This is a genomic window from Streptomyces malaysiense (assembly GCF_000980885.2).
Taxonomy (GTDB): Bacteria; Actinomycetota; Actinomycetes; order Streptomycetales; family Streptomycetaceae; genus Streptomyces; species Streptomyces malaysiense.
On sequence record NZ_LBDA02000054.1, the window covers coordinates 59,156 to 83,693 of the forward strand.

At 74.4% G+C, this 24,538-nt stretch carries 25 protein-coding genes; 17 read left to right on the plus strand and 8 right to left on the minus strand.

The window, feature by feature from the left end; all coding sequences use genetic code 11:
- The first annotated feature begins 1 nt into the window (after position 1).
- Together bioD and VT52_RS22930 are read left to right on the plus strand one after the other, a co-directional pair.
- Positions 2-718: a dethiobiotin synthase gene (gene bioD, locus VT52_RS22925; RefSeq protein ID WP_046419183.1), complete on the plus strand. Its 717-nt coding sequence runs from the start codon at positions 2-4 to the stop codon at positions 716-718.
- A 72-nt stretch (positions 719-790) separates the two neighbouring features.
- Positions 791-1,477, plus strand: coding sequence for a class I SAM-dependent methyltransferase (locus VT52_RS22930; protein ID WP_046419184.1), 687 nt, complete (start codon positions 791-793; stop codon positions 1,475-1,477).
- Here VT52_RS22930 and VT52_RS22935 read toward each other — a convergent pair whose 3' ends face one another.
- Positions 1,478-1,816 (minus strand): hypothetical protein, encoded by a 339-nt coding sequence (locus VT52_RS22935; RefSeq protein ID WP_046419196.1) that lies wholly within the window; start codon positions 1,814-1,816, stop codon positions 1,478-1,480.
- Between the two features lie 52 nt (positions 1,817-1,868).
- Positions 1,869-2,111, minus strand: coding sequence for a hypothetical protein (locus tag VT52_RS22940; protein WP_046419186.1), 243 nt, complete (start codon positions 2,109-2,111; stop codon positions 1,869-1,871).
- 232 nt (positions 2,112-2,343) lie between these two features.
- Here VT52_RS22940 and VT52_RS22945 point away from each other — a divergent pair, with 232 nt between their 5' ends.
- The 9 genes from VT52_RS22945 to mug all read left to right on the plus strand — a co-directional run bounded on the left by VT52_RS22945 (position 2,344) and on the right by mug (position 12,679).
- Positions 2,344-3,171: an ABC transporter ATP-binding protein gene (locus tag VT52_RS22945; RefSeq protein ID WP_071387630.1), complete on the plus strand. Its 828-nt coding sequence runs from the start codon at positions 2,344-2,346 to the stop codon at positions 3,169-3,171.
- A 3-nt stretch (positions 3,172-3,174) separates the two neighbouring features.
- Positions 3,175-5,748 (plus strand): ABC transporter permease, encoded by a 2,574-nt coding sequence (locus VT52_RS22950; protein ID WP_071387631.1) that lies wholly within the window; start codon positions 3,175-3,177, stop codon positions 5,746-5,748.
- A gap of 77 nt (positions 5,749-5,825) precedes the next feature.
- The gene (locus VT52_RS22955) at positions 5,826-6,710 is read left to right on the plus strand and encodes a TIGR03621 family F420-dependent LLM class oxidoreductase (RefSeq protein WP_046424940.1); all 885 of its coding nucleotides are present in this window, start codon (positions 5,826-5,828) and stop codon (positions 6,708-6,710) included.
- A gap of 45 nt (positions 6,711-6,755) precedes the next feature.
- The gene (locus tag VT52_RS22960) at positions 6,756-7,181 is read left to right on the plus strand and encodes a GNAT family N-acetyltransferase (RefSeq protein ID WP_046424938.1); all 426 of its coding nucleotides are present in this window, start codon (positions 6,756-6,758) and stop codon (positions 7,179-7,181) included.
- 172 nt (positions 7,182-7,353) lie between these two features.
- Complete coding sequence (locus VT52_RS22965; protein WP_046424935.1) at positions 7,354-8,697, plus strand: hemolysin family protein; 1,344 nt, start codon at positions 7,354-7,356, stop codon at positions 8,695-8,697.
- Positions 8,694-9,707, plus strand: coding sequence for a hemolysin family protein (locus tag VT52_RS22970; RefSeq protein WP_046424933.1), 1,014 nt, complete (start codon positions 8,694-8,696; stop codon positions 9,705-9,707). Before VT52_RS22965 ends, VT52_RS22970 begins: the two co-directional genes overlap by 4 nt.
- A gap of 85 nt (positions 9,708-9,792) precedes the next feature.
- Entirely contained in the window at positions 9,793-10,608 is an 816-nt protein-coding gene (locus tag VT52_RS22975) for an SGNH/GDSL hydrolase family protein (RefSeq protein WP_046424931.1), read from the plus strand.
- Positions 10,609-10,691: 83 nt separating this feature from the next.
- Positions 10,692-12,134, plus strand: coding sequence for an adenylosuccinate lyase (purB, locus tag VT52_RS22980; protein ID WP_046424928.1), 1,443 nt, complete (start codon positions 10,692-10,694; stop codon positions 12,132-12,134).
- Positions 12,135-12,190: 56 nt separating this feature from the next.
- Positions 12,191-12,679 carry a G/U mismatch-specific DNA glycosylase gene (gene mug, locus VT52_RS22985; protein WP_240509849.1) on the plus strand — a complete coding sequence of 163 codons (489 nt, stop codon included), beginning with the start codon at positions 12,191-12,193 and terminating at the stop codon, positions 12,677-12,679.
- A gap of 1 nt (position 12,680) precedes the next feature.
- On the opposite strand, the gene VT52_RS22990 is transcribed toward mug, so the two are convergent.
- Positions 12,681-13,397, minus strand: a complete 717-nt coding sequence (locus VT52_RS22990) for an ABC transporter permease (protein ID WP_046424926.1) — start codon at positions 13,395-13,397, stop codon at positions 12,681-12,683.
- Between the two features lie 2 nt (positions 13,398-13,399).
- Positions 13,400-14,320 carry an ABC transporter ATP-binding protein gene (locus tag VT52_RS22995; protein ID WP_046424924.1) on the minus strand — a complete coding sequence of 307 codons (921 nt, stop codon included), beginning with the start codon at positions 14,318-14,320 and terminating at the stop codon, positions 13,400-13,402.
- A 107-nt stretch (positions 14,321-14,427) separates the two neighbouring features.
- Here VT52_RS22995 and VT52_RS23000 point away from each other — a divergent pair, with 107 nt between their 5' ends.
- From VT52_RS23000 to VT52_RS23010, 3 genes are all read left to right on the plus strand, one after another.
- Positions 14,428-15,603: a sensor histidine kinase gene (locus VT52_RS23000; RefSeq protein ID WP_046424921.1), complete on the plus strand. Its 1,176-nt coding sequence runs from the start codon at positions 14,428-14,430 to the stop codon at positions 15,601-15,603.
- A gap of 9 nt (positions 15,604-15,612) precedes the next feature.
- Positions 15,613-16,272 carry a response regulator transcription factor gene (locus tag VT52_RS23005; RefSeq protein WP_046424919.1) on the plus strand — a complete coding sequence of 220 codons (660 nt, stop codon included), beginning with the start codon at positions 15,613-15,615 and terminating at the stop codon, positions 16,270-16,272.
- Between the two features lie 96 nt (positions 16,273-16,368).
- Positions 16,369-17,526 carry an ROK family transcriptional regulator gene (locus tag VT52_RS23010; protein ID WP_046424917.1) on the plus strand — a complete coding sequence of 386 codons (1,158 nt, stop codon included), beginning with the start codon at positions 16,369-16,371 and terminating at the stop codon, positions 17,524-17,526.
- A gap of 42 nt (positions 17,527-17,568) precedes the next feature.
- Here the strand turns inward: VT52_RS23010 and VT52_RS23015 are convergent, their stop codons facing one another.
- From VT52_RS23015 to VT52_RS23025, 3 genes are all read right to left on the minus strand, one after another.
- Positions 17,569-18,489, minus strand: a complete 921-nt coding sequence (locus tag VT52_RS23015) for an alpha/beta hydrolase (RefSeq protein ID WP_046424914.1) — start codon at positions 18,487-18,489, stop codon at positions 17,569-17,571.
- Positions 18,490-18,710: 221 nt separating this feature from the next.
- Complete coding sequence (locus tag VT52_RS23020) at positions 18,711-19,472, minus strand: GntR family transcriptional regulator (protein WP_046424912.1); 762 nt, start codon at positions 19,470-19,472, stop codon at positions 18,711-18,713.
- 240 nt (positions 19,473-19,712) lie between these two features.
- Positions 19,713-20,600 carry an RNA polymerase sigma-70 factor gene (locus tag VT52_RS23025; RefSeq protein WP_046424909.1) on the minus strand — a complete coding sequence of 296 codons (888 nt, stop codon included), beginning with the start codon at positions 20,598-20,600 and terminating at the stop codon, positions 19,713-19,715.
- Positions 20,601-20,724: 124 nt separating this feature from the next.
- Between VT52_RS23025 and VT52_RS23030 the strand changes: the two genes are divergently transcribed.
- Together VT52_RS23030 and VT52_RS23035 are read left to right on the plus strand one after the other, a co-directional pair.
- On the plus strand, positions 20,725-21,378 hold the full coding sequence (locus VT52_RS23030) for an NADPH-dependent F420 reductase (protein ID WP_046424907.1): 654 nt from the start codon (positions 20,725-20,727) through the stop codon (positions 21,376-21,378).
- A 97-nt stretch (positions 21,379-21,475) separates the two neighbouring features.
- Complete coding sequence (locus VT52_RS23035) at positions 21,476-22,327, plus strand: alpha/beta fold hydrolase (protein ID WP_046424906.1); 852 nt, start codon at positions 21,476-21,478, stop codon at positions 22,325-22,327.
- A gap of 84 nt (positions 22,328-22,411) precedes the next feature.
- On the opposite strand, the gene VT52_RS23040 is transcribed toward VT52_RS23035, so the two are convergent.
- A complete protein-coding gene (locus tag VT52_RS23040; RefSeq protein ID WP_240509850.1) occupies positions 22,412-22,708 on the minus strand; it encodes a hypothetical protein in 297 nt (98 codons plus the stop codon).
- Between the two features lie 435 nt (positions 22,709-23,143).
- On the opposite strand from VT52_RS23040, the gene VT52_RS23045 reads away from it, so the two are divergent.
- Complete coding sequence (locus tag VT52_RS23045) at positions 23,144-24,538, plus strand: GNAT family N-acetyltransferase (protein ID WP_240509851.1); 1,395 nt, start codon at positions 23,144-23,146, stop codon at positions 24,536-24,538.

Genomic DNA, 24,538 nt, shown 5'->3' on the forward strand with positions numbered 1-24,538 from the left:
CATGCCGGTACTGGTGATCACGGGGACGGGCACGGAGGTCGGCAAGACCGTCACGACGGCCGCCGTCGCCGCCGCGGCGCTCGCGGCCGGGCGCTCGGTGGCCGTCCTCAAGGCCGCCCAGACGGGGGTACGGCCCGACGAGCGGGGGGACGCCGACGAGGTGGCCCGGCTCGCCGGCGCCGTCACGGCGGAGGAGGTCGCCCGCTATCCCGAGCCGCTGGCCCCGGGCACGGCGGCGCGGCGGGCCGGCATGGCGCCGGTGCAGCCGCAGGAGGTGGCCGAGCGGGCCGCCAAGCTGGCCGCCGGGCACGATCTGGTGCTGGTCGAGGGCGCGGGCGGGCTGCTCGTGCGGTTCGACGCGGCGGGCGGCACGCTGGCCGACGCGGCGCGGTCGCTGGGCGCGCCGGTGCTGATCGTGGCCCAGGCGGGCCTGGGCACGCTGAACGCCACGGAGCTGACGGCGCGCGAGCTGCGCCGCCGCGGGCTGGAGCCGTTCGGCGTGGTGATCGGCAGCTGGCCCGCCGAACCCGACCTGGCCACCCGGTGCAACGTCGCCGACCTGCCCGAGGTCTCCGGCGCGCCCCTGCTGGGCGCCCTGCCCTCGGGCGCGGGTTCCCTGCCGCCGGCCGGCTTCAGGGCGTCGGCCCCGGGCTGGCTGTCCCCACGGCTGGACGGCACGTGGGACGCGGAGGCGTTCCGGGCACGCGAAGGGGCCTAGGAGCGCCGGAGGACTCACCGGAGCGGACGGTGGGGATACTTCCCCCGTGTCCGTGATGTCCGGGAGGTCGGTATGCGGCTGGGGTCCGAGGCGCCGGGGCGGGGCCCCGTGCGGCATCCGGTGTTCGCCCGGTACTACGCGCGCGCCAGTGCCGGGGCGGACACGCGGCTCGGGTTCGCCGGGGTGCGGGGGCGGCTGCTCGCCGGGCTGACCGGCCGGGTGATCGAGGTCGGCGCGGGCAACGGGCTCAACTTCGCCCGCTATCCCGCCACCGTGGCGCTGGTCGTCGCCGTCGAGCCGGAGCCGCTGCTGGGCCGGTTGGCGCGCGAGTCGGCGCGCCGCGCACCGGTACCCGTCGACGTGGTGCCCGGCACGGCGGAGGCGCTGCCCGCCGAGAGCGGGGCGTTCGACGCGGTCGTGCTGTCCCTGGTGCTGTGCAGCGTGCGCGACGTGGCGCGGGCGCTGGGCGAGGCGCACCGGGTGCTCAGGCCCGGCGGGCAGGTGCGGTTCTTCGAGCACGGGAGCGGCGGCGGGCGGGCGATGCGGCTGACCCAGCGCGCCCTCGACCGTACGGTGTGGCCCGCGCTCGCCGGGGGCTGCCATCTGGCCCGGGACCCGGTGGCCGCGCTGCGCCGCGCCGGGTTCGAACTCGGGCCGTACCGCGGCCTGTCGCTGCCGGAGCACGGACCGCGGCTGCCGGCCTCGTACTGTGTGCTGGGGACCGCCTGGCGGCCCGGTGGCGGACCGGGCGCCTCCTGATCACAGGCTCCAGCGGCGCAGTTCCCGGGCGATGTCGTCGATGCTCGCCGCGCCGTCCTTGACCAGCCGGGCGAGGTCGCGGACCTGTTCCGGCGTGGTGACGACCTTGGCGCCGCTGGCGACCAGATAGGCGTAGGCGACCGCGGAGGCGAACAGCGCGTTGGAGCGTTCGAGCGCGGGCACGTGGATGAGCAGCTGGAGGAGGGCGGCGGCGCGCGTGTAGGGCGTCTCGTACACCGGCACGCCGAAGATCTCCGCCCGGTGCCGGGCGACGGCCGCGATCAGCGCGCCCCAGTCGGCGACCTGCGGGTCCCCGGGGGTCTTCTGTTCGGCGAGCATGAGCAGCCAGGCGAGGTCGATGCTCAGCCCGTTCGGCGAGTCGCTCAAGGGATCAGCTGCGTCCTTCGCCCGCGGCGGTGCCGCGCGCCTCGGTGAACTCCTCGGCGAACACGGACTCGTACTGCTTCATGAAATCGGCGGCGGCCTCCACGAAAGTGCGGCCCGCTTCGCCGGTGTCCTGTCTGACCAGTTCCTCGATGTAGCGGTTGACGCTCATCCCGCGGGCCAGCGCGCGCTCGCGCGCCGCGCGGGCGGTCCCCTCGTCCACGCGCACGTTCAGCTGGGTCTTCGCCATGCCTCGACGCTAGCGCCCGAGTGCTAGCAAGGGCAAGCGGGAGCAGGAGCACAAGGGGGCGCACGGGCGCGTCCGGGCGGGGCCCGCCGTCACACCGCCCGCGGCCCGGTGGCATGCCCGCGCGCGCCGCCGGCGACGGCCGCGGAATCCGGGTCCGGCCCCGATTCCCCCTGTGGGCCCGGTCACATTAGGCTCACCCGGGACAGCTCGAACCGGTGACCGGGAGGCGGTCTTGTCCACATCCGCTGCCGCACAGCACGCCCCCGGCCGCGCGCCGGGCGAGGGGACCGCGGCCCGCGCCCGCGGGCTGACCAAGGCATACGGCGCGGGCGAGACCGCGGTGCTCGCGCTGGACTCGGTGGACGTGGACGTCGCACGGGGCCGGTTCACCGCCGTGATGGGGCCCTCGGGGTCCGGCAAGTCCACGCTGATGCACTGCCTGGCGGGGCTCGACACGGTGTCGGCCGGGCAGGTGTGGCTGGGCGAGACCGAGATCACCGGGCTGCGGGAGCGGGAGCTGACCCGGCTGCGGCGGGACCGGATCGGGTTCATGTTCCAGTCGTTCAACCTCATCCCGACGCTGACCGCCGCCGAGAACATCACCCTGCCGATGGACATCGCGGGCCGCGAGCCCGATCAGGCGTGGCTCGACCAGGTGATCGACACACTCGGGCTGGGCGGGCGGCTCGGGCACCGGCCGAGCCAGCTGTCGGGCGGTCAGCAGCAGCGGGTGGCGTGCGCTCGGGCGCTGGCCTCCCGGCCCGAGCTGATCTTCGCCGACGAACCGACCGGAAACCTCGACTCGCGGGCCGGTCTCGAGGTGCTGGGCTTTCTGCGCGGCGCGGTGGACGACCTGGGGCAGACCGTCGTCATGGTCACCCACGACCCGGGCGCCGCCGCCCACTCCGACCTGGTGCTCTTCCTCGCCGACGGGCGGCTCGTGGACGAACTGGCCCGGCCGACGGCGGAGCGGGTCCTGGAGCGCATGAAACGGCTCGACGGGGAGCGGGCGGAACGGCTCGACGACACCCGCGGCCCGGGTGCCGCGCGGGAGGACTGACCGGTGCTCAAGGCGACCCTGAGGAGCTTCCTCGCGCACAAGGGGCGGCTCGCGCTGTCCGCTCTCGCCGTGGTCCTGTCCGTGGCGTTCGTCGCGGGCAGTCTGATCTTCTCCGACACCGTCGCCCGCACGTTCGACCGGCTGTTCGCCTCGACCGCCGCCGACGTGACCGTGCAGCCGAAGCGCGACCTGATGGCCGCGCGGGCCAGCGGCGCGGTGCAGACGCTGCCCGCCTCGCTGCGGGACGAGGTGGCGAGGGTCGACGGAGTGGCGGCGGCGCGCGCCGACGTGCAGGTGCAGAACCTGGTCGTGGTCGACCGCCACAACCGATCCATCAGCCCGACCAACGGCGCGCCCACCCTCGCCGGCTCCTGGTACCCGACCCGGCGCAGCCCGGTGGAGCTGACCTCCGGGCACGCCCCGCGAGGTCCGGACGAGGCGTTGCTCGACGCCGACACGGCCGGGAGGCGGAAGGTGCGGATCGGCGACACGCTGACCGTGCAGGCGCAGCCCGGCACCTTCCGGGTGCGGGTCGTCGGGATCGCCTCGTTCACCACGACCAACTCGGGCGCGGCCCTGCTCTACCTGGACCCGGCGGTGGCCGGGCGCCGGCTCCTCGGCTCGGCCGCGCGGGCCACCGGCATCTCCGTGGACGCCGCCCGAGGGGTCTCCGACGAGCGGCTGGCGCACCGGGTGGTCGCGGCGCTCGGCACGAGGGCCGCGACGTACGACGTGCGGACGGCGGACCAGCAGGCCAAGTCGGCGGCGGCCGCCCTCGGCACGTTCCTGGACGTCGTCAAGTACGTGATGCTGGGGTTCGCCGGGGTCGCGCTCCTGGTCGGCGTGTTCCTGATCGTCAACACCTTCTCCATGCTGATCGCCCAGCGCACCCGGGAGCTGGGCCTGCTGCGCGCGCTGGGCGCCGACCGGCGGCAGGTACGGCGTTCGGTGCTGACGGAGGCGCTGCTGCTCGGCCTGGTCGGCTCGACGCTGGGCCTCGCGGCCGGGATCGGGCTGGCCTTCGGGCTGATCGGGCTGATGCGGGCGTTCGGGATGAATCTGGGCGCGGCCCAAATGGTGATCGGCTGGGGTACGCCCGTCGCCGCGTACGTGGTCGGGCTCGGCGTGACATTCGTGGCCGCCTATCTGCCCGCCCGGCGCGCGGCGGCCGTCTCCCCCATGGCGGCGCTCGCGGACGCCGAGGTCGCCGGTGCGGGCAAGCCGTTGCGGGCGCGGGCGATCGCGGGTGCGCTGGTCGGGGCCGTGGGCGCGGCGGCGCTGGCCGGGTGCGCGGCGGCCACGCGCACCGGTCCCGCCGCGGCCCTGCTGGGCGCCGGGGTGGCGTTGACGCTGATCGCGACCGTGGTGGCCGGGCCGCTGCTGGTGCGGCCGGTGATCCGGGTGCTGGGCGCGGGGTTCCCCGCGCTGTTCGGAGCGGTCGGCGTGATGAGCCGGCGCAACGCGCTGCGCAATCCACGCCGGACCGGCGCCACGGCCGCCGCGCTGATGGTGGGCCTGGCCCTGGTGGGCGGGATGTCGGTGGCGAGCGCGTCCATGTCGGCGTCGTTCGACCAGCAGATCGACAAGCGGCTCGGCGCCGACTTCACGGTCCAGAACGCCAACTTCACCCCGTTCACCCGGCAGATCGCCGACCGTGTGGCCGCGACCAGGGGAGCCGGGCTCGTCGTGGCGCAGCGGCTGACACGGATCGCCGTACGGCTGCCCGACGGCGGCCGGGTGGAGACGGGCGCGGCCGGCTACGGCCCGGGGCTGGACGACGTCGTGCACATGTCCTACGCGCGGGGCGGTTCGGCGGCCGCGCTGGCCGACGGGCACCTCGCCCTGGACGCGGGTTTCGCCCGGGACCACGGGGTGCGGCTCGGCAGCGTGCTCCCGGTGGAGTTCCCGGGCGGCCGCCGGGCCGGGCTGACGGTCGGCGCGCTCACCGAGCAGTCCGCCACCGGCGGTTTCGGCGACCAGGGCGGTGTCTTCCTCGGCCTCGGCACGCTGGAGCGGTACGCGCCCGGCGGCCAGGACTCCGCGCTGTACGTGAACGCCGCGCCCGGCACCGCTACGAAGGAACTGCGCCCCCGCCTCGAACGGGCGCTCAAGCCGTTCCCGCAGGTGCAGGTGCGCGACCAGAGCGACTACAAGCAGCTGGTCCACGACCAGATCGGTGTGCTGCTGTACCTGGTGTACGCGCTGCTGGGCCTGGCGATCGTCATCGCGGTGCTCGGCGTGGTCAACACCCTGGCCCTGTCGGTGGTGGAGCGCACCCGGGAGATCGGGCTGCTGCGCGCGATCGGCCTCGGGCGGCGGCAGTTGCGGCGGATGATCCGGCTGGAGTCGGTGGTGATCTCGGTGTTCGGCGCGGTGCTCGGTCTCGCCCTCGGCCTGGTGTGGGGCGTGTGCATGCAACGGGTGCTGGCGCTGCGCGGGCTGACGGCTTTCGCGATCCCCTGGGGCACGATCGTGGCCGTGGTCGTCGGCTCGGCCTTGGTGGGGGTCGTCGCCGCCGCGCTGCCCGCGCTGCGGGCCTCGCGGATGAACGTGCTGGCCGCGATCGCCCACGAGTGAGCGCCCGCCGGATGCCCCGGCACCGGTGTGATGGAATGCCGGCTGAAGATCAATTCGCTTACGGTTGAGGAGACTTCATGCCGCGCCCGTTCCGCTTCGGGGTCAACCTGCTCACGCCCGCGTCCGGGGCCGAGTGGCGCGCGAAATGCCGTCGCGCCGAGGAGCTGGGCTACGACGTGATCCTCGTCCCCGACCATCTCGGCTGGGTGGCGCCCTTCCCCGCGCTGGTGGCGGCGGCGCAGGCGACCGAGCGGCCCCGGGTCGGCACGCTCGTGCTCAACGCCGGTTTCCACAACCCGACGCTGCTGGCCCGGGAGGTCGCGACCACGGACGCGCTCACCGGCGGGCGGCTCGAACTCGGCCTGGGCACCGGCTATGTGCGGGAGGAGCACGAGGCGGCCGGGCTGCCGTTCGGCTCCCCGGGCGAGCGGGTGGACCATCTGCGGCGCACGGTGGAGGAGTTGGAGCGGCTGCTCGGCTCCGCGGAGCACCAGCCGCGTCCGGCGCAGGACCGGGTGCCGCTGCTGATCGGCGGCAACGGCGACCGGACGCTGCGGCTGACCGCCGAGCACGCCGACATCGCCGCCTTCTCGGGCGTCCGGACGGGGAGCACCACATCGCTCGAACCGCTCACCGCCGGCGAGCTGGACGAACGGGTCGGGCGCTACCGGGAGCTGGCGGCCGGCCGGGCCTTGCCCGCTGAGCTGAACCTGCTGATCCAGCAGGTCGCCGTCACCGACGATCCCGGGTCGGCGCTCAAGCCGGTGCTGGAGCGGCGAGCGGACCTGACTCTTGAGGCCATGCTGGCGCTGCCGGTCATGCTGGTGGGCCCGCTGGAGGACGTCGTGGCGAAGGTCAGGGCGCAGCGCGATCGGTACGGATTCACCAACCTGACCGTCCTGGAGCCACAGATGGAGGCGTTCGCGCCGGTGATCGAGCGGCTGCGCGCCGAGTCCGCATGATGGAAACCCCGGCGCGGGGAACCCGTCCGCGATCAGGGTGGCCGTATGAACGAGCCGCGCATACGTCCCGCCGTACCCGACGACCTCGACACCGTGCTCGCCTTCTGGCGGGCGGCCGCCGAGGGCACCAGCATCAGCGACGACCGCGCCGGGGTGGAGCGCCTGGTGGCGCGCGACCCCCAGGCGCTGATCCTGGCCGAGCTGGGCGGTGAGCTGGTCGGCACCGTGATCGCGGCCTTCGACGGCTGGCGCTGCCATCTGTACCGGCTCGCGGTGGCTCCCGAGCGGCGGCGCCAGGGCATCGCCACGGCCCTGCTGGCCGCCGCCGAGGAGCGCTTCGTACGCCTCGGCGGGCGGCGCGCCGACGCGATGGTGCTGGTGCGCAACGAGCGGGCGCGGTACGCGTGGAGTGCGGCCGGGTACGGGCCGCAGGAGCAGTGGCGGCGCTGGGTGAAGCCGCTGACCGGCTGACGCGATGGGTCGTCCACAGGCTCCCCGGCATTGCTTTGCCCATCCTTTACCATGGAGGGAGCACTCGGTCCTCTGTGAAAGGTAGTGAGCGTCCACCCATGGGCGAGCCCCCTGGCCCGCGACACCGCGCGTCCCGCCGTTCCCTGTCCGATCCTGGGACGGGGGTGACCCGATGACCGAAGTGCTCCTCCTCCTGGTGGCGATCCTGCTGTCGGTCGCCTGCGGCGTGTTCGTGGCCGCGGAGTTCTCGCTGACCACGGTCGAGCGCGGCGAGCTGGAGCGGGCCGCGCAGCGCGGTGAGCGGGGTGCCGCGGGCGCCCTGAAGGCCGTACGGAACCTGACGTTCCAGCTGTCCGGCGCCCAGCTCGGCATCACCGTCACCAACCTGGTCGTCGGCATGCTCGCCGAGCCCTCGATCGCCAAGCTGCTCGCCGGGCCGTTCCGCGCCGTGGGCCTGTCGGGCGGCGCGGCCCGATCGGCGGCGCTGGTGCTCGGCACCGCCCTGTCCACGGTGTTCCTGATGGTCGTCGGGGAGCTGGTGCCCAAGAACTGGGCGATCTCCTCGCCGCTGGCCGTCGCCAAGCGGGTGGGCACCCCGCAGCGCTGGTTCAGCGCCGCCTTCCGGCCCTTCATCTCCCAGCTGAACAACACGGCCAACCATCTCGTACGCCGGCTCGGTCTCGAACCCGCCGAGGAGCTGGCCTCCGCGCGCGGGCCGCAGGAGCTGGCCGCGCTCGCCCGGCACTCCGCCAAGCAGGGCGCCCTGGAGGCGGACACCGCCGAGCTGTTCGTCCGGACGCTGAACCTGGCCGACCTGACCGCGGAGAACGTGATGACCCCGCGCGTCCAGGTGATCGCCCTGGACGAGCAGGCGACCTGCGAGGACGTGGCGAACGCGACCCGGGCGACGGGCCTGTCCCGCTTCCCGGTCTTCCGCGGCAACCTCGACTCCGTCGTCGGCACCGTGCACATCAAGGACGTCCTCGCGGTGCCCGCCGAGCACCGCCGCCACCGCCGCATCTCGCATCTGATGCGGGAACCGCTGCTGGTGCCCGAGTCCCTCACGGTCGACCGGCTGCTCGACCGGCTCTCCGGCCGCCGCACCATGGCCGTCGTCATAGACGAGTACGGCGGCACGGCGGGCGTGGCGACCTTGGAGGACATCGTCGAGGAGGTCGTCGGCGAGGTGCGCGACGAGCACGACCCGCACGAGACGCCCGACCTCGCCCCGGCCGGCGCGGACGAGAGCGGCCGGGCCCTGTACTCGGCCGACGGCGCCGCCCGCACCGACCAGCTCGCGCGCGTCGGGCTCCGGGTGCCCGACGGGCCGTACGAGACCCTGGCCGGTCTTCTCGCCACCGAGCTGGGCCGGATACCCGAGGTGGGCGACCGGGTGGAGATCGCGGGCTGGCGCCTCGACGTGGTGGACGCCTCCGGCCGGCGCGCCGCACGGGTGCTGCTGCACGCGCCGCTGGACGACGAACGCGGGGACAAGACGACGGAGGGGGCGCGGTGATCGCCGTACAGCTGCTGATCGGACTGGCCACCCTCGTGGTCAACGCGTTCTTCGTGGCCGGTGAGTTCGCGCTGATCTCGGTGCGCCGCTCGCAGATCGAGCCGCTCGCGCAGGAGGGCGACCGGCGGGCGAGGAGCGTGCTGTGGGGCCTGGAGCACGTCTCCGCGCTGCTGGCCGCCGCCCAACTCGGCATCACGCTGTGCACGCTGGTCCTCGGTGTGGTCGCCGAGCCGGCCATCGCGCACCTGCTGGAGCCGGTGTTCCACACGGTGGGCGTGCCGCTGGGCGTGGGCCATGCGGTGTCGTTCGTGATCGCGCTGACCCTGGCGACGTATCTGCACATGCTGCTGGGCGAGATGGTGCCCAAGAACATCTCGCTCGCGGAGCCGGTGCGCGCGGCGCTGCTGCTCGGGCCGCCGCTGGTCGCGCTGTCCCGGGCGCTGCGCCCGGTGATCTTCACGGTGAACACGTTCGCCAACACGCTGCTCAAGCTGCTGCGGGTGGAGGCCAGGGGCGAGGTCGCGGCGACCTTCACGGACGCCGAACTCGCCGAGATCGTCAAGGACGCGAGCGAGGCGGGCCTGATCGACGACCGGGCGCAGGAGCGGCTGCACGACGCCCTGGAGCTGGGCAGCCGCCCGGTGCGGGACGTCGTGGTGCCCCTGGAGCGGGTGGTGTACGCGCAGGTGGGCGTCACACCGGAGCAGCTGCAACGGCTGTCGGCCGAGTCGGGCTTCTCCCGGTTCCCGGTGGTCGATCCGGGCCGCCGGATCGTCGGTTACCTGCACGTCAAGGACGCGCTGGACGCCCTGCCCCAGGACCTGCCGTTCGAGCTGCGCGACATGCGGCCCATCGCCCGCGTCAAGGCGGACACCCCGCTGGACGACGTGCTCACCGCGATGCGCGGCAGCCGCAACCATGTGGCGGCCGTCCTCGGCGAGGACGGCCGCCTCGCCGGGCTCGTGACCATGGAGGACGTGCTGCGGGAGCTGTTCGGGCAGCCGGCCTGAGCACGCGCGCGCCCCGCCGTGTTCCGCCAGGTTCCCCACTCCGACCGACCGCTGGGTATGGAGCCGGGATACCATCGCTGACGCCATGCAGACGAATCCCACTCCTCCCCCGTACACCAGCCTGGTCGCGGTCGGCGACTCCTTCACCGAGGGCATGTCGGACCTGCTGCCCGACGGCTCCTACCGGGGCTGGGCGGACGTGCTCGCCGCGCGGATGGCGGCGAGCACCCCCGGCTTCCGGTACGCCAACCTCGCCGTGCGCGGCAAGCTGATCGGACAGATCGTCGACGAGCAGGTGGACCGGGCCGCCGCCATGAACGCCGACGTGGTGACCCTGGTCGGCGGGCTCAACGACACCCTGCGGCCCAAGTGCGACATGGGCAGGGTGCGCGGGCTGCTGACCGAGGCCGTGGAACGGCTCGCGCCCTCCTGCCGAAAACTCGTGCTGATGCGCAGCCCCGGCCGCCAGGGCCCGGTCCTGGAGCGGTTCCGGCCGCGCATGGAGGAGCTGTTCGCCACCGTGGACGAACTGGCCGCGAAGCACGGCGCCCTCGTCGTCGACCTGTACGGCGCCCCCTCGCTCGGCGACCCCCGGCTGTGGGACGTGGACCGGCTGCATCTGACGGCAGACGGGCACCGCCGGGTCGCGGAGGCGGTCTGGCAGACGCTCGGCTACCCGCCCGAGGACACCGAGTGGCAGGCACCGATGCCGGCCACCGCGCCGCCGGGCTGGCCGGCCCGGCGGGCGGCGGACGTCCGGTTCGCCCGGCAGTACCTGCTGCCCTGGATAGGCAGGCGGCTGACCGGCCGCTCCTCCGGGGACGGCCTGCCGGCCAAGCGCCCGGAGCTGCTGCCGTACGGGACGAACGGGGCCCGAGAGGCGTACGAGGGGCGGGCGTGACGGGGGGGCCTCGCGCTCTCGTAGCTTCCGACGAACGGGGGCGTGGCGCCGACCTGCACAAACCGCCAGTAGAATCTGGACACGTGACTTCAGCGCCCGCCAAGCCCCGCATCCCGAACGTCCTCGCCGGACGCTACGCCTCCGCCGAGCTCGCCACGCTCTGGTCGCCCGAGCAGAAGGTGAAACTGGAGCGGCAGCTCTGGCTCGCCGTGCTGCGGGCGCAGAAGGACCTCGGCATCGAGGTGCCGGACGAGGCGATCGCCGACTACGAGCGGGTCCTCGACACCGTCGACCTTGCCTCGATCGCCGAGCGCGAGAAGGTCACCCGGCACGACGTGAAGGCGCGGATCGAGGAGTTCAACGCCCTCGCCGGGCACGAGCACGTGCACAAGGGCATGACCTCCCGTGACCTGACGGAGAACGTCGAGCAGCTCCAGATCCGGCTCTCCCTGGAGCTGATGCGCGACCGCACCGTGTCCGTCCTCGCCCGCCTGGGCAAGCTGGCCGGCGAGTACGCCGAGCTGGTCATGGCCGGCCGCTCGCACAACGTGGCCGCGCAGGCCACCACCCTGGGCAAGCGCTTCGCGACCGCCGCCGACGAACTGCTGGTGGCCTACGGCCGCGTCGAGGAACTGCTCGCCCGCTACCCGCTGCGCGGCATCAAGGGCCCGGTCGGCACCGCGCAGGACATGCTGGACCTGCTGGGCGGCGACGCGGCGAAGCTCGCCGAGCTGGAGCAGCGGATCGCCGCCCACCTCGGCTTCTCCCAGGCGTTCACCTCGGTCGGCCAGGTCTACCCGCGCTCGCTGGACTACGAGGCCGTCACCGCGCTGGTGCAGCTGGCGGCGGCGCCGTCCTCGCTGGCCAGGACGATCCGGCTGATGGCCGGCAACGAACTGGTCACCGAGGGCTTCAAGCCGGGCCAGGTCGGCTCCTCGGCGATGCCGCACAAGATGAACACCCGCTCCTGCGAGCGCGTCAACGGCCTGATGGTGATCCTGCGCGGCTACGCCTCGATGACCGGCGAGCTGGCGGGCGACCAGTGGAACGAGGGCGACGTGTCCTGCTCCGTGGTGCGCCGGGTGGCGCTCCCGGACGCGTTCTTCGCGCTGGACGGCCTGCTGGAGACCTTCCTGACCGTGCTCGACGAGTTCGGCGCGTTCCCGGCGGTCATCGCCCGTGAGCTGGACCGCTACCTGCCGTTCCTCGCCACCACCAAGGTGCTGATGGGCGCGGTGCGCGCCGGGGTCGGCCGCGAGGTCGCGCACGAGGCGATCAAGGAGAACGCCGTCGCGACCGCCCTCGCCATGCGCGAGCAGGGTGCCGAGCGCAACGATCTGCTGGACAAGCTCGCCGCGGACGAGCGGCTGCCGCTGGACCGTGCGCAGCTGGCCGCGCTGATGGCCGACAAGCTGTCCTTCACGGGCGCCGCGGCCGACCAGGTCGCCGTGGTCGTCGGCCGGATCGAGGAGATCGTCAAGCAGCGCCCGGAGGCCGCCGGCTACACCCCCGGAGCGATCCTCTGACTCCGCTTCCCTCGAAGGCGGACCTGGAGGCCGCCCGCGACCGCCTCGTCCCGGACGTGGTCGCGGGTGGCCTCCGTGTCCTCTTCTGCGGCATCAACCCGGGGCTGATGACGGCGGCCACCGGCCACCACTTCGCCCGTCCGGGCAACCGGTTCTGGCCGGTGCTGCACCTGTCCGGCTTCACCCCGCGACTGCTGGCACCGGCCGAGCAGCGGGACCTGCTCTCGTACGGCCTCGGCATCACCAACGTCGTCGCCCGCGCCACCGCGCGGGCGGACGAGCTGACGGCCGAGGAGTACACCGAGGGCGGCCGGCTGCTGACCGAGAAGGTACGGCGCCTCGCACCGCGCTGGCTCGCCGTGGTCGGCGTGACCGCCTACCGCGCCGCCTTCGCCGACCGCACCGCCCGCACAGGCCCCCAGCGACGGACCATCGGCGACACCCGGATCTGGGTCCTCCCCAACCCCAGCGGGCTGAACGCCCATTGGACGGCGGCGACGATGGCGGAGGAGTACGGCCGGTTGCGGCTGGCCGCGGAGCAGTAGCTCAGGCGTCCCTGCGGCTGACGGACCAGGCGCCCGCCAGGAGAGCCGCCGCCGCCCACAGGGCGCACACCGCGAGGCCGGACCAGGGACCGAGGGGACCGTCCCAGGCGCTGTGCAGGGCGACCTGGCCCGCGCGGTCGGGAAGGAAGTCGGCGATGCCCGAGGACATGTCGCCGATCACGAAGGACACGGTCAGCAGGAACGGGATCAGGACCGAGAGGGTGGCGACACCGCTGCGCAGTACGGCGGTGAGGCCCGCGGCGAACAGGGCCATCAGGGTGAGCTGGAGGTCGCAGCCGACGGCGCCGCGCAGCCCCTGGGGCCAGGTCGGGCCGGCTGCGCCGAGGACGGCCTTGCCGACCAGGAGAGTCACCGCTCCCGTGAGCAGTCCCACGACGAGCACGGGCAGGGCGATCGCGACCACCTTGGCGGCGAACCAGCGCGGCCGGTCCGGGGTGGCCGTCAGCGTCAGCCGCAGTGCCCCGCCCCGGAACTCCGCCGCCACGGCCGTCGTCCCGAAGGCGATGGCGGCGATCTGTCCGAAGCCGATGCCGAAGAACGCCGAGAACAGCGGGTCGGGGTCGTTCTCCTCGGGCGAGGCCGAGGCGAGCGCGGAGAAGGCGGCCGTGACGAGGACGATCGCGGCCAGCGAACCGACGAGCGAGCGCAGGCTGCGGATCTTGATCAGCTCGGCGTGCAGAACCGGGGCGAACGGCATGGTCAGACCTCCTGGGGCTGGGTGCTGAACTCGGCCTCGGCCGCGGTCAGATCGAGGTACGCCTGCTCCAAGGTGCCCTCGCGGTAGGCCAGTTCCAGCACGGGCACGCCCTCCCGGGCGAGCAGGTGGCCGAGTTGCTCGGCGCGGGCGTGCCGCACCGTCCAGGCGCCGTCCGCATGCCGGACGGCGTCGTGGCCGTGCCGGGCGAGCAGTTCGCCGAGCACACCGGCGTCGGCGCTGCGCACCCTGACCTCGGGCTGGACCCGGGCGTCGATGAACTGCCGCACGGAGGTGTCGGCAAGGAGGCGGCCGCGGCCGAGGACGACCAGGTGGTCGGCGAAGGAGGCGGTCTCGTTCATCAGGTGGCTGGACACCAGGACGGTACGGCCGTCGGCGGCGAGGCCGCGCAGCAGGGTGCGGATCCAGACGATGCCCTCGGGGTCGAGGCCGTTGGCGGGCTCGTCCAGCAGGATCACCTCGGGGTCGCCGAGCAGGGCCGCGGCGATGCCGAGCCGCTGGCGCATGCCGAGCGAGTAGGTGCCCACCCGGCGCCGGGCCACCTCGGCGAGACCGGTCCGTTCGAGGACCGCGTCGACGCGGGCACCGGGGACGCGGTTGCTCGCCGCGAGGGCCCGCAGATGGTCGCGGGCGGTGCGCGAGCGGTGCGCGGCCCCGGCTTCCAGCAGGGCGCCCACCCGGCGCAGCGGCTCGCGCAGCGCGGCGTACGCCCGGCCGCCGATGGTGGCGGTGCCCGAGGTGGGGCGGTCGAGGCCGAGGACGAGACGCATGGTGGTGGACTTGCCCGCGCCGTTGGGGCCGAGGAAGCCGGTGACCCGGCCGGGGCGGACGCTGAAGCTCAGACCGTCCACGGCCCGCCGGGCGCCGTACTCCTTGGTGAGGTCGCGTACGTCGATGCTGGTCATGACCTCAGCCTGACGGGGCAGGGGAGTTGGCGCCTCCCCCGCCGGCGGGGACCGCCTCCCCCGGGCGGGGGAGGTCCGTTGTCGGCGGCGGGTGCGACGATGAGCCCATGGTCCGCCTCCTGCGCCCGTTGCTGCGCGGGACGACGTACACGCGGCTGCTGCATCTGTGGGTACCGATGCTGATGGAGAGTCTGTGGCTCTTCATCGACCCCTCGCGCCCCTGGGTGCCCGCCCTGGTGCTCGTCCCGCTCGGACTGCTGCCGGCCGTCCGCCGGGGCGAGGGCGTCCAGGCGCGGTTGCTGCTGACGCCCGACGCACCGGATTCCGGCATATCCGAGGCCCCGGCGGCGAGTTGGCGGGAGCGGCTGCGCACGGTGGGGTGGCTGGAGCTGCGCTGGGTGCTCGGCTGGACGATCTGCTACGTCACGGTGCGACTGCTCGTCGCCGCGGTCGAGCTGGCGCGCTGCGCGTGGGGGCACGTACCGTCCGGGGCGCCGTTGCTGGACCGGCTGCCGCCGGCGCGCGCCTGGGCCCTGGCCTCACCTGTCGCCCTGCTCGCCCTGTACGGCGCGGTCGTCGGCCTGGGCGTGCTGGTCACGGCGTGCGCGCGCCTGCTGCTCGGGCCGTCGGCCGCCGAGCGACTGGCCGCGCTGGAGGAGCGCACCGAGCAACTGCTCGAACGGAACCGGATCGCCCGGGAGTTGCACGACTCCATCGGGCACGCGCTGACGGTGGCGGTGGTGCAGGCGGGCGCGGCGCGCGCGGCGGCCGATCCGGAGTTCACCGACCGGGCGCTCGGCGCGGTCGAGGAGACCGGCCGGGCCGCGCTCGCCGATCTGGAGCGGGTGCTGGGGGTGCTGCGTGAGACCGGGCGGCCGGCGAGCGCCCGGCCCACGCTGGCCGAGGCGGACCGGCTCCTGGAGTCGGCGCGGGCCTCGGGGGCGACGGTGGACGCCGAGGTGTCGGGGCCGGTCGCGGCGGTGCCGGGGCCGGTGTCGCGCGAGGGCTACCGCATCCTCCAGGAGTCGCTGACCAACGTGTTGCGGCACGCGGGCGCCGTACCCGTGCGGGTCCGGGTCGCGGTCACCGACGACCGGCTGCTGCTGCGGGTGCGCAACGCCCTGCCGGAACCGATACCCGGACCGGGCCGCGGCAGCGGGCTGCGCGGCATACGGGAGCGCGCCGCCCTGCTCGGCGGCACCGCGCACACCGGCCCGGAGCGGGACGAGTGGCTGGTGCGGGTGGAACTACCGCTGGGCCGGACGGCATCGGGGGTGATCTAGTCTGGCCGGATGCCGGTCACCGTACTCCTCGTCGACGACGAGCCACTGGTCCGCGCGGGGCTGCGGGCCGTGCTCGGGGCGCAGCCCGACATCGAGGTGGTGGGTGAGGCGGCGGACGGCGCGGCGGTGATCCCGCTGGTGCGTCGGCTGCGCCCCGACGTCGTGGCCATGGACGTACGGATGCCGCTGCTGGACGGCATCGAGGCCACCCGCGCGGTGCTGCGCACGGTGGCCGACCCGCCGAAGATCCTCGTGGTGACCACCTTCGAGGACGACGAGTACGTGTACGAGGCACTGCGCGCGGGCGCCGACGGGTTCCTGCTGAAGCGGGCCCGGCCCGCCGAGATCGTGCACGCGGTGCGGCTGATCGCCGAGGGCGAGTCGCTGCTGTTCCCCGCCTCGGTACGACGGCTCGCCGAGCGGTACGGCGACGGCGCGGGCAGGCCCGCGCGGGCCGGGACGGCGCGGACGCGGCTGACCGGGCGGGAGGCGGAGGTGCTGCGGCTGATGGCGCGGGGGCTGTCCAACGCGGAGATCGCCGCCCGGCTGGTGGTGGGTGCGGAGACGGTCAAGTCGCATGTGAGTGCCGTACTGGCCAAGCTCGGTGCGCGCGACCGGACGCAGGCGGTGATCGCGGCGTACGAGTCGGGGTTCGTGGAACCGCGCTGAGCCGGCTGTTCCGCTCCGGCCCAGCCCGGCGCTCGCCGGGGCGGTGCGGGACGAGTACGATCCGGCCAACACGCCCGCGAGCTGGGAGGACGGACGGTGGGGCAGCTGACCGGCGGCGATCCCTCGCTGCTGCGAAGGATCAACTCCGCGGTGGTGCTGCACGCGCTGCGGGCCACGGACTGTGCGACGCTCACCGAGATCGCGCGGGTCACCGGGCTGTCCCGGCCCACGGTCGAGGGCGTGGTGGAGGGCCTGATCGAGGCGGGGCTCGTGGTGGAGCGAGCCGCCGACGAGGGCATCGCACGCCGGCAGGGGCGCCCGGCCCGCCGGTTCCGGTTCCGGGCCGAGGCGGGGCATCTGCTGGGCCTGGAGATCGGCCCGCACCGGGTCGCGGCGCTGCTGTCGGACCTGGACGGGCGGGTGCTGGGCCGGCAGGCCAAGGAGGTCACCGAGACGGCGTCGGCGGACGAGCGTCTGGACCGGCTGCGCGGCACGGTCGCCGAGTTGCTGCGGCGTTGCGGGGTCCCCCGGGACTCGCTGCGCGCGGTGGGCGTGGGCACGCCCGGCATCGTGGCGGGCGACGGGACGGTGCGGCTGAGCACGGCGCTGCCGCAGTGGACGGGGCTGAACCTCGGTGAGCGGCTGGGCCGTTCCTTCAAGTGTCCGGTGCTGGTGGAGAACGACGCCAACGCGGCGGCGGTCGCCGAGCACTGGAAGGGCGCGGCGGACGGCACCGACGACGTGGTGTTCGTACTGGCCGGGCTGAGCCCCGGGGCGGGCGCGCTGATCGGCGGCAGGCTGCACCGCGGCTTCGGCGGGGCGGCCGGGGAGATCGGGGCGCTGCACCTGCTGGGCCGGGAGGCCACCCCGGAAACCCTGCTGTCCACGACCGACGAGCCGTTGCACCCGCTGGACGAGCAGGCGGTGGCCCAGGTGTTCGCGCTGGCGCGCGAGGGCGATCTGCGGGCGCGGGCGGCCGTGGAGCGGTTCATCCAGCGGCTGGTGCACGACGTGGCCGCGCTGGTGCTGGCGCTCGATCCGGAGCTGGTCGTGATCGGCGGCTGGGCGGCCGGACTGGACGGCGTCCTGGAACCGCTGCGCCGCGAACTGGCCCGCTACTGTCTGCGGCCGCCCCGGGTGGCGCTGTCCGCGCTGGGCGAGGCGGCCGTGGCCACCGGGGCGCTGCGGCTGGCCCTGGACCATGTGGAGGAACAGTTGTTCGCGGTGGAGGGCACGGTGACGGCGCGCCGCTGACGACACCCGGCAGGACGCCTCCGGGGCGTGGGACTTCGCCGTCTACGGCGCCGCGAGGCCCGCCCCGGCCAGCAGTTGGTCCGCCACGAGCCGGGCGCCACAGTCGCCGACGAGGATCGTGTAGTGGTTGGTGCCGGGTACGCGCAGGGTGCGGACCCGCTCGGGGTCGAGCTTCGCGGCGGCGAGGCGGTCGCCGTCGTACAGGCCCTGCGGCTCGTCCATCAGGCCCCGTTCCGCCCAGAGCAGTCGCGCGGGCAGCGGCAGTCGGTGGATCGCCTCGGCCACCTCGCCGCCGAGCTGGTCGATGCCGTCGACACGGACGGCCTCGATCGCGCAGGAGGAGCGCATTGCGGGTTCCTCGCCGACGAGATCGCGCTGGATGTAGGCGTCCACCCAGGGCGACCAGGCGGCGGCGAAGCCCGGGTGCCGCCGCCAGAAGGCCCGGTAGGCGTCCCGGTCCTCGAAGGTCGTCGACAGGCGGGCCATGGCCGGGCCGAGTACGGCGGCGATCAGCTCGTCGGGCTCCGGTCCGGCCGGCACGGGGAAGGTCACTCCGCCGTCGACGAGCAGCAGGGCGGAGGGCAGCCCGGGGTGGCGCACGGCGGTCAGGGCGGCGGTGAAGGCGCCCATGGAGTGGCCGGTGAGCACCACGGGGCCGGGGGCCAGCCGGGCGGCCACGGCGGCCATGTCGTCGGCGTGCGCGGCGATGCCGTACGGGCCGGGCAGGTCGCTGCTGCGGGCCCGGCCGCGCAGGTCGGGGGCGAGCAGGGTGACGCGGCCGGTCAGATGGTGGGCGACCCGGGCCCAGGACAGGCCGTTGGCGGTGATGCCGTGCAGGGCCAGCACCACGGGGGCGGCGGGGTCGGCGGCGGGCCAGCGCAGTACGGCCAGATCGCCGCCGTGCACGGGTACGCGCAGCTCCTCGTGCGCCGGTATCTCTGCTGCGGGCTGGATGCGGCTCATGGCGGAACGGTCTCCTCGCGGTGCGTGGTCGCCCGAATCATAGGAGCGTCACACGGCCGAGGACATGGTGCCGGCCGCGACTCCCCCGCACCGGTGCATGGTGCCGGCCGCCACTTCCCCGCACCGGCGCGACCGGTGCGCGCCCCGGATGAGTTCCGGGGCGCGAGGACGGGTCGGGAAGACCGCCGGTGAGCCGGAGGCCCGGCGGGCCGCCGCGTGGATCAGGAGGCCCGCCGGGCCGGGTCGTGGTGGATCTCCACGCCGGCGCTGTCGCCGAAGGTCAGCCGGCAGGTGTCGGCGCGGTAGGTCGCCACGGAGAGGGCGGCGGTGCGGCCCTCGACGGTGAAGCGGGTGGTGACGACCAGGACGGGCGAACCGGGCAGCCGGTCCAGCTCACGGGCGTCGTCCGCGCGCGCCGAACCCAGTTCGACGGCGCGGTCCTGGCCCTCCAGGTCCAGACGGTGCAGCTCCCGCAGCACCGCACGCGCGCGGGCCGCTCCGGAGGGCGCGTCGATGGCGGTGAGACCGGGCACCGAGGCGGCCGGGATGTGCAGGAGTTCGGTGGCGACCAGCTGGCCGCCCGACATCCGGGAGCGGCGCACGGTGTGCACGGGTTCGTCCGCGCCGGTCTCCAGGGCGGCGGCGACGGCCGCGGCCGGAATCTCCTGGGCACAGTCGACGGCCTGCCAGGCGTCCCCGGCGGCGCCGGGCCAGGAGTGCTGTTCGCCGCCGACGGCCACGCCCACGCGCGGTGGCGCGACGGTGGTTCCGACGCCCCGGCGACGCTGCAACCGGCCCTCCAGCTCCAGCTGTTCGAGGGCCTGACGGAGCGTCGCACGGGCCACGCCGAAGCGGGCGGCCAGATCGCGCTCGTTGGGCAGGATCTCGCCGACCGAGAACTCGGAGTCGAGCGCCTCGCTGAGCACGGTCCTGAGATGCCAGTACTTCGGTTCCTGCACCGAATCCAGCTGCGTGGTCCCCACCCTGTCCTCCGCAAGAGCCGTGGTGCGGCGGTTTTTAGCGCCCTTGTTTATTAAAGGTTGTTGCACTTCTCTGCCGACCATAGGGCGGCCGACACCCTTGGTCAAGACCAATCCTCGCCCCCGGACGTACGGGCGGCGGGGGCCGCGGCGCAGCGTTCACGAGGCGTTCGCACGCGGTGGTCCGGGTGACATCACGGCAAAGCCCCCGTCGCGGGACGGGGGCTCGGGTCCGCATGCGGTTCAGTGCTCGGCCAGGTGGCGCAGCTTGTCGGGGTTGCGCTGGATGTAGACCGATGTCACGCGGCCCTCCATGGCGTCCAGTTGGAAGAGGCTGTCGGGTTTGCCGCCGGACAGGATCAGGACGGCCGGGCCGCCGTTGGCCTCCAGCAGCCGCAGCGTGCGGCCGGGTGATCCCGCGGCGGGGGCGACGGCGGCCAGGAAGCGGGCCACCTTGTCGGCGCTGTGCATGATCCGCAGGGCCGCTCTGGCCTTGCCGCCGCCGTCGGAGACCAGCCGGACGTCCGGGGCGAGCACCGACATCAGTCCGTCCAGGTCGCCCCCGGACGCGGCGGCGAGGAACCGCTCCGTCAGCTCGCGGCGCCGGCCGGGGTCGACGTCGTAGCGCGGCCGCCGCTCCTCCACGTGCCGGCGGGCCCGCCGGGCGAGCTGCCGTACCGCCGGTTCGCCGCGGTCGAGCAGGGCGGCGATCTGTGTGAACGGGAAGCCGAACGCCTCCCGGAGCACGAACACCGCGCGTTCCAGGGGCGAGAGCGACTCCAGGACGACCAGGACGGCCAGGGAGACGGTGTCGGCGAGGACGGCCCGGTCTGCGGCGTCGGGGGCGGTGTCGCCGTACTCGGTGACGTACGGCTCCGGCAGCCACGGCCCGATGTACGACTCGGCGCGCGACTGCGCCTGGCGCAAACGGTCGATGGCCAGTCGGGTGGTGATCCGCACCAGATAGGCGCGGGGTTCGCGGACCTCCGCGCGGTCGGCACGGGACCAGCGCAGCCAGGCGTCCTGGACCACGTCCTCGGCGTCGGCGACGCGGCCGAGCATGCGGTAGGCGACGCCGGTGAGCAGGCTCCGGTGTTCCTCGAAGACCTCGGTCGCGGGGTCGGCGGTCATGCTCTCATCCCATCCGACACGCCCCGGCGCTGTCCACTCGGAATCTGGCCGCTCGCGAACGCGCCGGATCACAATGACCGCGCGGACCGCCGGGGGCCGGCGGCCGGTGAGCCGGAGGTGTGCGATGCGGTACGGGGTGCTGGGCACGGGCGAGGTGGGGCGGACGCTGGCGGGGCGGCTGGTGGAGCTGGGGCACGAGGTGACCCTGGGGTCGCGCACCGCGGACAACCCGGTGGCGCGGGAGTGGGCGACGGCGGTGGCCGGGCGGGCGCACGCGGGGACGTTCGCGCGGGCCGCGGAGGCGGGCGAGGCGGTGATCAACGCGGTGAGCGGGCGGGTGGCACTGGACGCGCTGCGGGCGGCGGGCGCCGCGCACCTGGACGGCAAGATCCTGGTCGACGTCTGCAACCCGCTGTCCTTCGAGGGCGGGCTGCCCCGGCTCGACCCGGTGGAATCGGACAGCATGGGCGAGCGGATCCAGCGGGCGTTCCCGGGGGCGCGGGTGGTCAAGACGCTGAACACCGTCAACTTCAAGGTGATGGTCGATCCGGGACGGGTGCCGGGCGAGCACCATATGTTCGTGTGCGGGGAGGACGCGGCCGCGAAGCAGCGGGTGACGGCGTGGCTGGGCGAGTTGGGGTGGCCGGCCGCGCGGGTGCTGGACCTGGGGGGTATCGCGGCGGCGCGGGCGACCGAGATGTATCTGCCGCTGTGGTTGCGGATGTCGCGGGTGTTCGGGCACGCGGACCTCAACGTGGAGGTGCGGCGGGCGGGTTGACGGCGGTCCGGTCACGGCCGCTCCGGGGCTACCCGTCGGTAGCAATCGCTGACAAGCTGTCCACGGCGTCCGTCAGCAGCCGAGCCGAGGAGCACCCATGTCCGCCACCGTCTCCTTCACCGTCCCGACCCCGCGCGACCCCGAGGACGTGGCCGTGTCCTACGCGCGCGTGGGGCGCGGCGAGCCGCTGGTCCTGCTGCACGGCATCGGGCACCACCGGCAGGCCTGGGACCCGGTGGTGGACATCCTCGCCACCGAGCGCGAGGTGATCACCGTCGACCTGCCCGGCTTCGGCGCGTCCCCCGCGCTGTCACCCGCCCTCGCCTACGACCTGCCCACGACCAGCACCGTACTGGGCGCCCTGTTCGACACGCTGGGGCTGGAGCGCCCGCACGTCGCGGGCAACTCGCTGGGCGGCCTGCTCGCCCTGGAACTGGGCCGCGAGAAACTCGTACGGTCCGTCACGGCCCTGTCCCCCGCCGGATTCTGGACGCAGGCCGAGCGGCGGTACGCCTTCGCGACGCTGCTCGCGATGCGGGGGATCGCGCAGCGGCTGCCGGTGCCCCTGGTGGAGCGGCTCAGCCGAAGCACGGCGGGCCGCACGGCGCTGATGAGCACCATCTACGCCCGCCCCGCACGCCGCGACCCCGCGGCCGTGGTGGCCGAGACCCGAGCGCTGGTGGAGGCCACGGGCTTCACGGCCACCCTGCGGTCCGGCAGCACCGTCCGCTTCACCGACCCGCTGCCCGGCCTGCCGGTCACCGTGGCCTGGGGCAGCAGGGACCGCCTCCTCCTGCGCCGCCAGGGCGTCCGCGCCAAGCAGACCATCCCGCACGCCCGGCTGATCCGCCTGCCCGGCTGCGGACACTGCCCGATGAACGACGACCCGGCGCTGGTGGCGCGGGTGATCCTGGACGGGAGCCGGGGTGACGCGCCGAGGGCGGACTAGGGTCCTTCGTCCGGACCGGGCCGGACGAAGGACGCGGGGCCCGCTGCCGGCCCCGCTCCCCCGACACGATCCGATGGAGTGGCGCTAGGCCGAGAACGACCCCGCACCGCCCGGCACATGTGTTCCGAACCCGGGCTGCACCACCAGCGAGGGGCCGAGGCAGAACGGGTTGCCGTAGATCCGCACCGGCTGGTCCGAGAGGTTGGACAGGACGTGGGCGAGCGCGGGCAGCCGCCGGCAGCCCGCCGGGTCGTGGTACACGTCGAGCGGCTGCACCTCGGTGGAGAAGACCACGACGTCTCCCGACGCGGCCGCCCGCGCGGATCCCGCGAGACCCAGCGTCGCGGCGGCGACGGCCAGGGAAACCAGAACTGCCTTCACGCGCACGATCATCCTCCACCACCGATGCTCCCCGCTCCGTTCGCGGGCTCGTCCCAGGGCTATCGCGCGGGCGCCGCCCCGATCCATCCGTTCCGGGCCGGTTCACCCGATCAGCTCACGCACGTTCACCGGCCCGGGAACCCCGCGCCCCGGCCGGGCCGGCCGGTGGCCGCCGGTTCCCCGACCGGGTTCCCGTACGCTTCGGGCCATGCCGCGCGCCGGCGTCATCCCCCGGCGCGCGGCACCCTCAACTCTGCCGCGATGGGCGGGGTTTCCTCCGCTCCGGGCACGGCCGCGGGCTGCTTCGGACAGGAGCCGGGCAGGAGCGGTCGTAAAAGATGGAACAAATAGGGCGGAGCATGCTTTACCTGTCGGTCACAATCAGTTCGTGATCAGGCAACACGCTTCCCTCACAGTGGTTGTATGACTCCGGATATGTCTGATGTGACCCGCGCCCGGCACGGCCGGCCCGTGCACCACTGGCGGCGGGACCTTGTGGAACTGGCCGCCCTCTTCACCGCCGTCGCGGTGGCCGACGGGGTGGCGAACCTGATCGGGCACGGCCCCGACGGCCCCGCCCTGCTGGCGATCTCGGCGCTCGCGCTGGCCGCGACGGCGGCCTTCCACACCTGGTGGGCACGGTGCCACGGCCACGCCCCGCCCCCGCCGCCGGCCGGTGATACCGGTGCCCGGCAGGCCGCCACGGCGCGGTCGGCCGGGCCGGGCGACGGCGCCGACGGGATGCCCGGGACCAGCACGCTGTGGCGGATGCGGACGACGGTCCAGGACGAGCCCGGTTCGCTGGCCGCGCTGTGCACGGCGCTGGCCGGGCACCGGGTGGACATCCTCAGCCTCCAGACGCATCCACTGGCCGACGGCACCGTGGACGAGTTCCTGCTGCGGGCGCCCGGGGCGCTGAGCGCGGCGGAGCTGACGCGGGCGGTCGCGGCGGCCGGGGGCGCGTCCACGTACATCGAGCGGGCCGACGCCCACGATCTGGTCGACGCCCCGACGCGGGTGCTGGGCCTGGCCACCCGTACGGCACTGGACGCGGCGGAACTTCCGCTGGCGCTGCGGCAGTTGCTCGGCCGGTGCACGATCCGATCGCTGCCCGGCCGGGGTCGTGACCAGGAGGAGGTGCCGGCGGAGGGGGTGCTGGAGGAGACGGTCATGCGGCTGCGGGCACCGGAGGGCGGTGTGCTCAGCGTGGAGCGGCCGTATCTGCCCTTCACTCCCACCGAGTTCGCGCGGGCGCGGGCGCTGGTGGAGCTGGACGCCCGGCTGGGCCCGCGGCTCCCGGACGGGCAGGACACGCTGACGCTGCCGGCGGGCGACGACATCGCCGTGCGGCGGATCGACACGGGTGGGCTGGCGGCGGCCAAGGCGATGCACGAGCGCTGCTCGGCCCGCACGCTGACGCTGCGCTACCACGGTCCCGTCGGCGACGCCGACCGCTACCTCCACCATCTCCTCAGCCCCCGCTTCGGGCGGACGCTCGCGGCGCAGACGTCCACCGGACGGATCGTCGGCCTCGGGCACCTGCTGTGGGACGGCGACGAGACGGAGGTCGCGCTGCTGGTCGAGGACGACTGGCAGCGGCGGGGCGTCGGCGCCGAGTTGCTGCGGCGGCTGGTGGCGATGGCCCGGGAGGCCCACTGCGACAGCGTGTACGCGGTGACTCAGGCGTCCAACACGGGCATGGTCACCGCGATGCGGGGCCTCGGGCTGCCGCTGGACTACCAGGTGGAGGAGGGCACCCTGGTGATCACCGCGCGGCTGGCCGCGGAGCCCTCGGCGCGCCCGGCGTACGACACGGCCCACCGGGACTGA